This window comes from Gemmiger sp. An50, from assembly GCF_002161595.1.
Lineage (GTDB): Bacteria > Bacillota > Clostridia > Oscillospirales > Ruminococcaceae > Allofournierella.
This window is the reverse complement of the sequence record NZ_NFID01000003.1, coordinates 280,584-293,783: the sequence shown is the minus strand read 5'-3', so window position 1 is coordinate 293,783 and position 13,200 is coordinate 280,584. Positions and strand designations below refer to the sequence as shown.

Here is a 13,200-nt window from a genome sequence, read left to right as displayed (position 1 = left end):
AAACTGCGCGGGCCATGTTCTGTTTACTCCGGTTTCGCTTTGGGCTGCCCCTCTTTGGGTAGCGGAAGCAGAACCTTCATCTCAAACCAGTTGTCCTTGGCGGCCACGGTCACGCTGCCGCCGTACTTTTCCGCAGTATAACGGATGCTCTTGATGCCGAAGCCGTGATATGCCTTCTCCTTTTTGGTGGTCACCGGCAGACCGCCCTCAAACTCCAGCGTGCCTTCGTAGTAGTTCTCGAAGCGCAGCAGCAAAAAGCTCTTCTGCACCGCTACGGTCACGTGAATCAGCCGCTTGGACTTGTCCGCGATGCGTAATTCGCACTCGATGGCGTTGTCCAGCGCATTGCCGAAGATGGTGCAGATGTCCATCACGCTCATAAAGCCCAGGCGGGTGCCGTCCGCTACACAGGTGAGGGTGATGCCATGCTTCTGGCAATACAGGCTTTTGCTGGTGAGCACGGTATCCAGCACCGCGTTTCCGGTCTTATTCTGGGCCTCGTAGGTTTTGATGTCCTCTTCCATCTCGTCCAGCCAGGCGGCACGGCGCTCCGGGTCGCTCTCTGCCCGCAGGGCCGCGATCTGGTGCTTCAGATCATGATATTTACGGTTGATCACATCAATGCTCTCGCGGGACTGCCGGTACTGCGCATACTGATTTTGCAGCACATTCTGGATGGACTCCAGCTCATAGCGCATGTGAAGCTCACCCCGCTGCACATGATAGGCATACAAAATCGCCAGACCGCCCAAATCAACCAGGGTGCGGGTGTTGAAGATGTCGGTCACGAAGCCCCCGCTGAAGGGGGTGTTGCTGTAGGCATAGCTGAGATTGCTCATCAGGAACGCGGCCAGACCGATGGCTGCGGCGCTGACGGTCTCGCGGGGCGTGACCTTGAAATGGCGGGTAGCTTCCCTCCGGTGCCGTTCCAGCAGGAAAATAAAACCGAACACCGCCGCATAGATCACCGCCAGGCAGAGCAGCTCCCAGATCTTGCTGTGCCAGCCCAGCCGGAACAGGGTGTAAAAGTACAGCTGCCATTCCAGGGCCGCCGCGAACTCCGCCAGCAGGAAGGCCCGCATGCAATGGTAGCAGGCGTCCAGCACCGGGAGATTGCAGCAGGCGCAGAACAGCGCCAGCATCAGGCCAATGGCCGCCATCATGCAGGGCATCCACAAAAACAGCGGCGCGTCGCCGGTGAACTCCAAAAACAGGCACTGCACCGCCAGCATGCCGGCGCTGACCCCTGCCAGCCGCCAGCCCCGGATGCGCAGCGGCAGCTGAGCAATATAGACCATGCAGGCCAGCCACTCCGCAATGGCGGTGTAAAGGCGGGGAATATCCGGAAAGGGCATGGTGTTCACTTGATCACCTCGCCCACATAGTTGGCCAACGCTTCCATAAAGTCGTTTTTGCGGCCCCGGCTGATCAGCAGCTCCTGGCCGCCCACCAATGCGCAGCCGCCCTGCACACCGTCCACATGCTCCAGATTCACAAGATAGCCCTTGTTGCAGCGAAAGAAATTCAGGGGTTCCAGCTTGCCCTCCACGTCCTTCATGGTGCCGCTGGTCACATGGTCGCCCTGTTCGGTGTGGAAGATCAGGTTGTGGCCCTGGCTCTCCACATAATAGATCTTGTCGATGTCCAGCTTCTGGGCCCCGCCCTTGATGCTGATGGTCATGTAGCGGCGGGCCCGCTTTTTCATCCGCTGGATGGCCCGGCTCAGCCGCTGGGAAAAAGCAAAATAGCTCACCGGCTTGAGCACGTAGTCCATGGCGTCCACCGCGTAGCCCCGGATGGCGTACTGGGCCATATTGGTGATGAAGATGATCACCACCTCCGGGTCCACCCGGCGGATCTCCTCGGCGGCGGTCATGCCGTCCATGAATTTCATCTCCACATCCAGCAGGATCAGATCGTACTGAGCCTTGTAGCCCTCCACGATCTCGTCTCCATCGGAAAAGATGCTGATCTCGAACTCCTGCCCGCTCTCCTGGGAGTAGCGCACCAGGAATTCCCGCAGCTGCTGTGCATAGGCCGCCTCATCCTCCACGATCGCAACGCTGATCATCATTCATTGTGCCGTCCTTTCCGTTTTCAAATTCCGCAAGTTTTACCGACTGCTTTTTCATTACCTATTATAAGGAAGCCCCCGGGGTTTGGCAAGTATGCCCAAAGCCCGCCGGGCTGGGCCCTCATTTTTTCACAAAAACGGCACGGCGGGCCTTGCTCGCCCGCCGCGCCGTTGTCTTTCTGATTGGTTTTCTGCTGCTCAGCGCAGGATCGCATACACGATATAGCCCACATAGACCAGGATGCCGATACCGCCCATCAGCCGGCTCATCCGGCCCTGCAGCCAGCACCACAGGCACATGACTGCCGTGACCACCAGCAGCACCACCGCGTCGGTGAACACCTCGGCGGAGCTCTCGATGGCGGTCAGCGCACTGGACGCGCCCAGGATGAACAGGATGTTGAAGGTGCTGGAGCCGATGGCGTTGCCCAGTGCCAGGCCGCTCTCGCCCTTGCGGGCCGCCACGATGCTGGTAGCCAGCTCCGGCAGGCTGGTGCCCACCGCCACGATGGTCAGGCCGATCAGGGTCTCGCTCAGGCCCATGGCAGCGGCAATGGCGCTGGCGCTGTCCACCACCAGATCACCGCCCCAGATGATGGCCACGACGCCCACCACCACAAACAGCAGGCATTTTGCCACAGAGGGCTTCTCCCCTGCATCCTCCTCGGTGCGCTCCTTCATGGCCGCGCACACGGTCCAGATCATGTACAGCACCATGCAGGCCAGCAGCACCAGACCCTCCCAGCGCTGAAGCACGCCGTCCAGCAAGAAGAGCACCAGCAAAGCGGAGGCACCCACGTAGACCGGGAAATCCCGCACAATGAGCTGCCGCTCGATGCCGAAAGCCAGAATCAACGCGCAGCCGCCGGCCACCACCAGCAGGTTGAACAGGTTGGAGCCGATCACGTTGCCCAGGCTCAGGCCGTTGCTGCCCGCCAGACCGGCGGTGATGCTCACAGAGGCCTCCGGCAGGCTAGTGCCCATGGCCACGATGGTCAGACCGATCACCACCGACGGAACCCGCAGCAGGCGGGCAATGCCAGAGGAGCCATCCACAAAGGCATCTGCGCCTTTGACCAGCAGGGCAAAGCCCACCAGCAGGATCACAATATTGACTAACATGTTGTTTCCTCTTTCTCTTTCATTCTCCGTATTATAAAGCAAGCGAACCCTGCCGAAACGGCACGAACCGATTACCATAATACGAGTTCCATTCCCCTGTTGTCAAGCACATGGACACTGTTTGCTTCAAATCGCTGCACAAAACGCCGCCGGGCCGCTGAAAACAGCCCGGCGGCGTTTATTTTCTCTTATGCCAGCGCCTTGCAGATCATGGCGCGCACATGCGCTCCGCTCCGGTTCAGCCCTGCCTCCCCTTCGCAGCTCTGAGCCGCGCAGACACTGAGCAGTGCCGCCTTGAGCACATAATGACAGTATTCGTCGCTGCTGGCAGGCGATACCCGGCCTTCCCTGCGGCCGGTGTCGATCACCTGCTGGATCAGAGCGGTCAGCCGCTCCTTGCGCTGCTCCAGCGGCTGACGGGCCGCGTCGGGCAGCTCCTGCGCCGCCTGGGGCGCCGTGAGCGCGGCGGCGATCACCCGGTAGCTGCTGCCCCGCTCCAGCAGCATTTTCACCACAAAACGCTGGCTGCTTTCCAGCTGCTCTTCAAAGGAAGCGCACGCTGCCAGCTGCTCCTCCAGAGCATTCAGCTCCCGGTCCATGCACCAGAGCATGGTCGCCGCCAGGATTTCCTCCTTGGAGGAGAAATATTCGTACAGCGTTCCCTTGCCCAGACCCGCGGCGGTGGCAATGGCCTGTACCTTTACCTCATACATGGGCACTCCCTGCTGGGCAAGGCTCAGCACGCCCTGGAAGATCTTTTCCCGCGTCTGCTCGCTCATTCCTCATCCTCCTCTCCCAGGTCCACCTTTTTCAGCTGCTTGCGGAACAGCAGGTCATACAGCACCGGCACCACAAACAGGGTGAGCAGGGTGGCGTAGGCCAGGCCGCCGATGGTCACAATGGCCATGGCACGGCTCATTTCCGCTCCCATATCCTGGGAGAACACCATGGTGCTCATGGCCAGGATGGTGGTCAGAGCGGTCATCAGGATGGGCCGGATGCGACGGCGGCCGGTGAGCACCAGCGCGTCCCGTTTTTCCATACCAGCCAGCCGCAGCTGGTTGGCGTAGTCCACGAACACAATGCCGTTGTTTACCACCACGCCCGCCAGGATCAAAAAGCCCAGCATCGAAATCACCGAGAGCTGCTGGCCGCTGATCCACAGCGCCAGCAGGCCGCCGGTGAAGGCCAGCGGGATAGTGAACATAACAATAAAGGGACTGAGCAGGCTCTGGAACTGGGCCACCATGATCAGATAAATGAACACCAGCGCCAGGGCGATCATCTTCACCAGGTCCACCATGGCGTTCTGGATGGTCTCCACCTCGCCGCTGATCTGGATGGTATATCCCTCCGGGGCCTGGTAGTCTGCCAGCAGCTGCTCCACCTGACGGCTGAGCAGGGTGGTGTTGTAGCCCTCTTCGGTAACCGCAGTCACGGTCATATAACGCTGTTGGTTGTCACGGCTGATGGAGGCCAGGCTGGCATCGGTCTGCACCGTGGCAAACTCGCCCAGGGTGTGGGTCTCCTCCTCGCTCTCGCCGTTCTCTCCCTGCACCTGCACGGTGAAGGGATAATCCAGCAGATTCTCCCGGGTCAGCGCATCTCGTTCGTCCACGATCACCACGTCGTAGTCGTCCTGCCCCACGGTGAGAGTAGTGGAGGTGGTCTCGGTGGTGAGTGCGGCGGAAAGCTCGCTGTAAATCTGCGCCACGGTCAAGCCGTACTGCATGGCCTTGTCTTTGTCCACGGTCACCCGAATCTGGGGCGCGCCGTCCTCCTGGCCGTTGCTGATCTCTGTGAAGCCCTCCACCTGGCCCAGCAGGTCCATCATGTCCTGACTGATGGACTGCAGGGTATCCAGGTCGCGGCCCTGGATGACGATTTCCATACCGCTGCCACCCAGAACCGACATATCCATATTGGAGGTGGACACTGCCAGCTCACAGCCGGGCAGCTGCTCCTGCACGTCCTGGGCCATCTGGTCCGCCAGAGCCTGGCTGTTTTTTGCGCCCTCCTCGCCGAGCAGCAGGTAGAAGCTCATGCTTTCCACCGTGCTGGAGCTGCTGCCGCCCATGCCCAGCAGGCTGGCGGTGCTGCCGCCGTCCATGGCGCCCACGGTTTCCACGCCGGGGACCTGCAGCATGGTCTCCATAGCCTGATCGGCCATTTCGTAGGCATCCTGGCGCTTAGTGCCCTGAGGCAGGGTGAGCGTGGCGCTCACCTGGTTGCCGCCCATGGAGGGCATAAACTCCATGCCCATGCGGGCAGTCTGCCACACAGCCACACCTAGCAGCACCGCTGCCAGGCCCAGCGGCAGCACCTTGTGCCGCAGGCAGAGCCGCAGCGCCCGGGCATAGCCATTCACCATGCTTTCAAACCAGGGGTGGCGCTTTTCGCTGGCGGTCTTCAGCAGGGTGCTGCTGAGGGCGGGCACCAGCGTAAGGGCCACCAGCTGGCTGGCCACCAGAGAATAGGCGATGGTCAGGCCCATATCGGTGAACAGCTGGCGGGTAATGCCCTGGGTAAACACGATGGGCAGGAACACGCAGATGGTGGTGAGGGTGGAGGCTGCGATAGCGCCCGCTACCTCCTTGGCACCCCGCACCGCCGCCTTGGCCGCCGGGGTACCCTCGCTGCGCATACGATAGATGTTTTCGATCACCACGATGGAGTTATCCACCAGCATACCCACGCCTAGAGCCAGACCACTCAGGGAAATCATGTTCAGGGTGACGCCGGAGAAATACATGAGCACCACCGCGAACATCAGGCTGATGGGGATACTCAGCGCCACCACCAGGGTGGGCTTGAAGTCCTTCAGGAAGACCGCCAGCACAATGACCGCCAGCACACCGCCCCACGCCAGGTTGGACAGCACGCTGCTCACCGTCATCTGGATGTAGTCGCCCTGGTCCATCAGCGGGGTGATGCGCAGGCCGGGGTATTTTTCCTGCAGCTGCTCAATGGCCCGGTTGGCTTCCTTGGACACCTCGCTGGTGGAGGCGGTGGAGCCCTTCTGGATGGTCAGCACCACCGCGCTGTTGCCGTTCACCCGGGCATAGCTCTCGGCGCTGTTGTCGGTCATGGCAATGTCCGCCACGTCCTGTAGGCGGATGTCGCCTACGCCGTCAATATGCATCAGCAGGGCGTTCTCCACGCTCTCCTGGTCCGAGAAGGCATCGCCCACCCGCAGGATGTAGGAGTCGTCCCCTTCCTTGATATAGCCCGCAGGCATGGAGAAGTTCTGAGCCATCACCAGGCCGCTCACCATGTCCTTGGTGAGCAAGGTGGAGAGGTCCGCCTGCTCCATCGCCTGCTGGCGGGCGTCTTCAAACTGCTCCTGGGCCTGCTCCATCTGCTCCTCGGCCTGGGTCAGCGACTGCTCCGCCGCCGCCAGCTGGGCCTGGCCGCTGCCAAAGCCCGCCGCGGCGATCATCTTGCCGCTCTCCAGCTGCTCATAGGCCTCCTGCGCTTTTTCCAGGCCCTCCTGGGCGGCTTCCTTCATCATCTTGGCCGCCATCAGCTCGGTTTCCAGATTGGCCAGCTCAGTCTCGATCTGGGGCAAGCGCTCATCCATCTTCTGCTGCAGCTGGGTCTGCTGCGCCGCCAGCGCTTCTCGCTGGGCAGCCAGTTCGGCGCGCTGCGCGCTCAGGCTCTCCTGCTGGGTGGTCAGCTCCTCCTTTTGGGTCAGCAGCTGCTCCTTGCCTGCGGTCAGATCCCCCAGGGTGGTCATGCCCTGGTCGATCAGCGCCTGCACCGCGTCCTTCAGCTCCTGGGTGGGCAGCATGGCCGACAGATCGCTCAGGGCGGTGTCCTCCGGCAGGCCCATGGCCAACAGCTGGTCAATGCCCGCCACCGCAGCGTCGATCTTTGCGATGCCGCCGGTGATCTGGGTCAGGCCTTCATCCATCTGCGCAAGGCCTGCGTCCATTTTGGCCAGACCGTCGGCGATCTGCTTTGCGCCGTCCTCATAGCCCTTCTTCTCCGTTTCCAGCGCGGTCTTGCTGGCGGCGAGGGCGGTCTCCTGGCTGGCCAGGGCCTGGGCCTGCGCGATGGCGGAATCCAGCTGGGCGCTGCCCTCCGCCAGCTGACTGGCGGTCTCGGCCTGCTTATCCTCCAGTGCGGTCTTGCCGCTTTCCAGCTCGGCGCGGCCGTCCTCCACCTTCTGGCGGGCGTCGTCCAGCTCCTGCTTTGCCTCGGCCAGCTTGTCGTCCACACTGGCCAGGATCCGAGTGTTCACCTCGTCGATTTTTTCCTGGTTCAGGGTCACCTGCAGGGTTTGTTCCACCATGCCGGTGCCGCTCACACTGGCCACGCCGTCCAGCCGTTCAAAACCGGGGATCACGTCGGAATCCACAAACTCGGTGAGCTCGTAGATATCCATATCCTCCATGTCCACGCTGGCGATCATCACCGGGAGCATATCCGGCGAAAGCTGCATCAGCATAGGGTTCTGAGCCGTATCCGGCAATGCTCCCTTGATCTGGTCCAGCGCGGTGGACAGAGCCACCATGGCGCTGTCCATGTTGGTATCCTGCTCAAATTCCAGGGCCACCATGCTCACGTTCTCGCTGGAGGTGCTGGTCACGTTTTTCACACCGCTCACGGTGCCCAGACCTGCCTCCAGCGGAGCGGTCACCGCTGCCTCCACCCGCTCGGGGCTGGCGCCGGGATAGCTGGTGACCACCATTACATAGGGCAGTTCCATAGCGGGCAGAAGATCCGTGGTCATGCTGGTAAAACTGATCACGCCCAGTACGATCACCATGATCACCGCCACCACCACAGTAAACGGCTTTTTCACGCAATATTTGGACATAGCTGCTTACTCCTTAAGGAATCTTGCAAAATGAAGCCGCCATGCAAAAATACACAGCAGCGCAAAACCGACCGACCGGTCGGTCGGTCCACCAAATCAGTATACACCCACGGTTCATGCCAGGCAAGACCGGGACCAAAATTTATTTTTCGGCCGTCTCGTGCCCAGGCCGCTGCATAAACTTGCTTTTGCATGCAGAAAAAGTCGGTCTTTCCTGAGATATTTGCACAAATTTTATCCGAAGCGGGCGCGCAATTCATACGAATCACCGTTTTGTTTGTAACCCCTTGATTTTTGTGGGAAAATATCAGACAATATCCATGTTGAAGTGTGTGCGCGGCCTGCGGACGGGCCGTACCGATCTGTGATGAGGTGTTGTGTTTATGATGATCTCCACCAAGGGGCGCTATGCTCTGCGCGTTATGATGGATCTGGCGCAAAACCCGCCGGAAGAATATGTCGCTCTGGGCGGCGTGGCCGAACGGCAGGGCATCTCGATGAAGTACCTGGAAGCCATTGTAGCGCTGTTGAACAAGGCCGGTTTTCTGGAGAGCCGGCGCGGCAAGGCCGGCGGCTACCGCCTGGTCCTTTCCCCCGCGGAGTACACCGTGGGCGAAATTCTGAAGGCTGCCGAGGGCGGGCTTGCACCGGTGAACTGCCGGGAATGCTCCGACGGCGACTGCCCTCGTGCCGACCAGTGTGCCACCCTGCCCCTGTGGCAGCGGCTGGACCAGCTGGTGGAAAACTTTTTGCAGAGCGTGACCCTGCAGGATATGCTGGACGGCACGCTCCCGCCTGTTTGAGCTTTTTAAAGTATAGAATTGTTGCAAAACGAACGCAGTGTAACAGACTCTATTCTTTGTGAAAAGTCTCTAAAAGCCAGTGTGGCATAAGAAAACAACGCACGGCAAAGCCGGGCTTCACCAGAAGGAGAAGCCCGGCTTTGTCGCGTTTTCAGAGAAATCAAGATGCCATTTTCAGATGTATCCAGAGCTTTTCCATTTGCAGGCCAACGAATGGAGATGTGATTGGGCAAATCCTCTTCCTTTTCTGACAAAAAAGAGTACAATAAAGAAAACTGCTTTTGCCAAATAAAAGGAGGTGTCATTCACATGAAAAAATTTCTGTCCTTGGTTTTATTAATTCCGTTCTGTTTCAGTGGTTGTGGATTCGAAAACAATGCAACAGCAACCAGCAAAAAACCGGAAACATTTGCAGAATTTGCGAATGTTTTTGGCAAATATGATATACAGGAAGCAACCCCACAGATCACAGAAGCACTGGAAGAAAGTTACAGTACGCTGCCGCCGGAGGTTATGCTTAATAAGGGCGCCATTTTATTATCCGAGCTGGGACGCGGTCAATACGATACAGAAGCCATGTCGTGGCTTCCTTCCAGCAACGGCGTGTACTCTTTTGACATGGAAATCTTCGATCTGGACAAAATGTATACCAATTTTCTGGTCGGAGTCTCCGCTTTGAACCCGGAAGAGCTTGCTTTTGAGAATATACAGGAGGACACCAGCCGCGTAAATTGGGAGAAAGGGACCGGCAAACGAATGGTTACGTTTGAATGGCAGGGCGAACAATTTACTTTGGAGGCAGAGTTTGAACACGACTGGTTTGACTTTCGGGTCGCAGAAGAATTGAACAAGATCATCAAGAAACACGGGAACGGAAAACAGCTGTTTTTTACCGGAGATGGATACCAGGAATGTATCGTTTTTTATCGTGACAAGAAATGGGCAGATTCCTTTGAAGCAGAAACCGGGATAAAACTTGTCTGACTCTTTTCTGCCGTTGGATTATGGCCAGCAGAAAAAGCGAAATACTTAAACTCGAATCATTTATTATTATACAAAAGGCTGCTGCAAAATGAATCCACAGCACATTGACATTCGCCTTTCGAAATTTCCAAATCTCATTAACAGTATAGAAAATCCGCCGTTTCAAGCCAGTTGCAGGCCAGAAGCGTGCGGATTTTTGGTATTATGGCAGCATTCTGTACCCTTGCGCAACAAAGTCATTTTCAGTATATTCATTTTTCTTTTTTCCTATTGACTTTCTTGGTTTTTCATGTTATTATCCTATTGCAACGATGGGAATTAACTTTCTCACCCTGCTACAGTGTTTCCTGCCGGGTATCCGGCAGTTTGATTCAGGAGGAATACAAATGGGCTATATCTACGCCGATAATGCGGCCACCACAAAGATGAGCCGCCACGCCGCCGAGGTCATGCTTGGCGTGATCGAAAACAACTACGCAAACCCCTCCAGCCTGCACACCCCCGGCCAGCTGGCCGCCGTGCAGCTGGCCGAGAGCCGTCAGGCCATCGCGGAGATTCTGAACTGCGAGCCCCGTGAGATCATCTTCACCGGCGGCGGCAGCGAGGCCGACAACCAGGCCCTGCTCTCCGCCGCGGCCATTGGCCAGCGCAAGGGCAAAAAGCATATCATCTCCACCAAATTCGAGCATCACGCGGTGCTGCACACCCTGCAGAAGCTGGAAAAGCAGGGTTTTGAGGTGACCTATCTGGACGTTCACGAAAACGGCATCGTCCGCCCTGAGGACGTGAAGGCCGCCATCCGGCCGGACACCGTGCTGGTGAGCGTGATGTACGCCAACAACGAGATCGGCACCATCCAGCCCATCCGGGCCATCGGAGCCATCTGCCGCGAGCAGGGTGTACTCTTCCACACCGACGCGGTACAGGCGGTGGGCCATCTGCCCATCGACGTGCAGGCGGACAACATCGACATGCTCAGTCTTTCCGCCCACAAGTTCCATGGACCCAAGGGCGTGGGCGCACTGTATGCCCGCAAGGGTGTGGCGCTGACCAGTCTGATCGAGGGCGGCGCCCAGGAGCGGGGCAAGCGGGCCGGTACCGAGGATCTGCCTGCCATCGCCGGCATGGCCGCTGCTTTGCAGGACGCCGTGCGGGACATGGACGCCAACACCGCCAGGGTTTCCGCGCTGCGGGACCGGCTGATCGAGGGTCTTTCCGCAATTCCCCACTCCACCCTCACCGGCGACCGGGAGCACCGGCTGCCCGGCTGCGCCAGCTTCTGCTTTGAGGGCATCGAGGGCGAGTCGCTGCTGTTGCTGCTGGACCAGAAGGGCATTGGCGCCTCTTCCGGCTCCGCCTGCACCTCTGGTTCGCTGGACCCCAGCCACGTGCTGCTGGCCATCGGCCTGCCCCATGAGGTAGCCCACGGCTCGCTGCGCCTGACCCTGAGCCCGGAAAACACCCCCGAAGAGATGGAGCACATCATCCAGGCCGTAACCGATGTGGTGGCCTACCTGCGCTTGATCTCCCCCGTTTGGAACGATCTTCAGAAAGGAATCAAGAACTATGTTATACAGTGATAAGGTCATGGACCATTTTCTCAACCCCCGCAACCTGGGCACCATCGACGACGCCGACGGCGTTGGCGAGGTGGGCAACGCCAAGTGCGGCGATATCATGAAGATCTATCTGAAGATCGACAACGATATCATTACCGACGTAAAATTCAACACCTTCGGCTGCGGCAGCGCCATCGCTTCCAGCAGCATGGCCACCGAGATGATCAAGGGCAAACCGGTGGACGAGGCGCTGAAGCTGACCAACAAGGCGGTCACCGAGGCGCTGGACGGCCTGCCGCCCCACAAGATCCACTGCTCGGTGCTGGCCGAGGAGGCGGTACAGGCGGCCATCGCCGACTACCGCACCCGCAACGGCCTGCCTACCGACGACATCCCCTCCTGCAACGGCTGCTGCGGCGGCTGTCACAGCCATGACCACGGTCACGGCCACGACGAGGAGTAAGGACTGCTTTTTCTCTGATTTCCCCCTCTTTTCATAACATCCTCCAATCTGCATTTTGCGGCAAAGGACCGGCTCGCCCACTGGGCGGCCGGTCCTTTGCGTTTTGCGCGTGGTGCGCGTTCTTTTTTCAAACCGTCAGGCAGCGCTTCGGCTGCCGATGAATTCCTCGATGGCCTCCACGGTCTGCTTCTGCTGCTCTTCTGCGGAAATGGTCGCGGGGGCATCCCCTTTCTGGGGGCCGTAGTTGCCGAACTGGGCGTGGTTGCCGCCCTCAATCTCCACCACGTTCTCAGTGTAATCCAGCTTATCCTCCACACTCTGGTTCAAAGAACCGTACACGGTGAGGGTATCCGCCGGGGAGTAGTCTCCGTAGATGTAGGCCCCCAACAGAATCAGACCATCCACCTCATCCGGGTGATTTGCGGCGAACTGGGAGGCCATGGCTCCGCCCATGGAATGCCCGGCGATGTACCAATGCTCCACCTCCGGGAACTGCTCCATCACCTCTTCGGCGGCGTTGGAATCAAAAATCGCCATATTAAAAGGCATTTCCACCAGAATGCAGGTCACGCCGGTCTGACGAATCTGGTCCAGCAGCGGCAGATAGGCCTGCGCCTCCACCTTGGCCCCGGGATAGAAGATGATGGCGGTATCGGTGGGCGTGGAGGGCGACAGAATGGTCAGGTCATCCTGCACGGTAATGCCATCCTCCCCGGAAAGCACCGCCAGGGCCACATCCTCGGCCCGGTAATAATCGGATACATACCAGAAAAAGGCCCCGGTCAGCAGGACCAGCACCGCCAGGACCACGGCTCCGGCGATCAGCAGCTTTTTGCGCAGGGGCATCTTGCGTTTGCTCATTCATTTTCTCCTTTTCTTACCCGCTCCCATTCTGTCAGCCAGGCGGCCGCCTGCTGGCGGGAATGAAATCGGATGATGGTAGCTTTCTCCCGGAAGGAAGCCAGCAGCTCGTTCATCCGGGGCAGCTGGGTCTTGGGGAAATCCTCAATCCAGCTGCGAAACTCCGGGTCAAACTCCGTCTCCACCCAGGGCATATCCTCCCGGGCAACTCCGATGCGGGCGGCCGCGCTCTCCAGACAGAGCTCCAGCGGATAATCCAGAAAAAACACAGTGTCGCACCGTTCCAGGCGCATTTCCATGGTGCGCAGGTAGTTGCCGTCGATAATCCAGCGGGGCTGCTTTAAGATATTCGCCAGCGCCGCGTCAAATTCCTCCGGGGAAAGCTCGGTCCGGTCCGGCTTGTGCCAGATCCGGTCCAGATAATAAAGCGGCAGACCGGTCTCCTGGTGCAGCGCCCGGGCGAAGGTGCTTTTGCCCGCGCCGGGGCAGCCGATCACAATCACTCGTTCCAT

The 13,200-nt window shown here is 59.1% G+C and carries 11 protein-coding genes; 4 read left to right on the top strand and 7 right to left on the bottom strand.

The features are described 5' to 3' along the window. Nucleotides 1-23: 23 nt before the first annotated feature. The 5 genes from B5G03_RS05080 to B5G03_RS05060 form a co-directional block, all read right to left on the bottom strand. Complete coding sequence (locus tag B5G03_RS05080; RefSeq protein WP_087180697.1) at nucleotides 24-1,355, bottom strand: sensor histidine kinase; 1,332 nt, start codon at nucleotides 1,353-1,355, stop codon at nucleotides 24-26. 5 nt (nucleotides 1,356-1,360) lie between these two features. Continuing rightward, on the bottom strand, nucleotides 1,361-2,074 hold the full coding sequence (locus B5G03_RS05075) for a LytR/AlgR family response regulator transcription factor (protein ID WP_343286888.1): 714 nt from the start codon (nucleotides 2,072-2,074) through the stop codon (nucleotides 1,361-1,363). Nucleotides 2,075-2,272: 198 nt separating this feature from the next. Further along, nucleotides 2,273-3,196, bottom strand: coding sequence for a calcium/sodium antiporter (locus B5G03_RS05070; RefSeq protein ID WP_087180666.1), 924 nt, complete (start codon nucleotides 3,194-3,196; stop codon nucleotides 2,273-2,275). 188 nt (nucleotides 3,197-3,384) lie between these two features. Continuing rightward, nucleotides 3,385-3,975 (bottom strand): TetR/AcrR family transcriptional regulator, encoded by a 591-nt coding sequence (locus tag B5G03_RS05065; RefSeq protein WP_087180665.1) that lies wholly within the window; start codon nucleotides 3,973-3,975, stop codon nucleotides 3,385-3,387. Beyond that, on the bottom strand, nucleotides 3,972-8,018 hold the full coding sequence (locus B5G03_RS05060) for an efflux RND transporter permease subunit (RefSeq protein WP_087180664.1): 4,047 nt from the start codon (nucleotides 8,016-8,018) through the stop codon (nucleotides 3,972-3,974). The genes B5G03_RS05065 and B5G03_RS05060 overlap by 4 nt, the downstream gene beginning before the upstream one ends. Nucleotides 8,019-8,401: 383 nt before the next feature. Here B5G03_RS05060 and B5G03_RS05055 point away from each other — a divergent pair, with 383 nt between their 5' ends. The 4 genes from B5G03_RS05055 (at nucleotide 8,402) to nifU (ending at nucleotide 11,827) form a co-directional block, all read left to right on the top strand. Beyond that, nucleotides 8,402-8,821 carry an RrF2 family transcriptional regulator gene (locus B5G03_RS05055; RefSeq protein ID WP_087180663.1) on the top strand — a complete coding sequence of 140 codons (420 nt, stop codon included), beginning with the start codon at nucleotides 8,402-8,404 and terminating at the stop codon, nucleotides 8,819-8,821. 309 nt (nucleotides 8,822-9,130) lie between these two features. Then, nucleotides 9,131-9,805: a hypothetical protein gene (locus B5G03_RS05050; RefSeq protein ID WP_087180662.1), complete on the top strand. Its 675-nt coding sequence runs from the start codon at nucleotides 9,131-9,133 to the stop codon at nucleotides 9,803-9,805. A 386-nt stretch (nucleotides 9,806-10,191) separates the two neighbouring features. Then, entirely contained in the window at nucleotides 10,192-11,385 is a 1,194-nt protein-coding gene (locus tag B5G03_RS05045) for a cysteine desulfurase family protein (RefSeq protein WP_087180661.1), read from the top strand. Next, on the top strand, nucleotides 11,372-11,827 hold the full coding sequence (nifU, locus tag B5G03_RS05040; RefSeq protein ID WP_058965252.1) for a Fe-S cluster assembly scaffold protein NifU: 456 nt from the start codon (nucleotides 11,372-11,374) through the stop codon (nucleotides 11,825-11,827). Before B5G03_RS05045 ends, nifU begins: the two co-directional genes overlap by 14 nt. Nucleotides 11,828-11,962: 135 nt before the next feature. Here the strand turns inward: nifU and B5G03_RS05035 are convergent, their stop codons facing one another. Further along, entirely contained in the window at nucleotides 11,963-12,688 is a 726-nt protein-coding gene (locus B5G03_RS05035; protein ID WP_087180660.1) for an alpha/beta fold hydrolase, read from the bottom strand. Then, nucleotides 12,685-13,200 carry a P-loop NTPase family protein gene (locus tag B5G03_RS05030; RefSeq protein ID WP_087180659.1) on the bottom strand — a complete coding sequence of 172 codons (516 nt, stop codon included), beginning with the start codon at nucleotides 13,198-13,200 and terminating at the stop codon, nucleotides 12,685-12,687. Before B5G03_RS05030 ends, B5G03_RS05035 begins: the two co-directional genes overlap by 4 nt.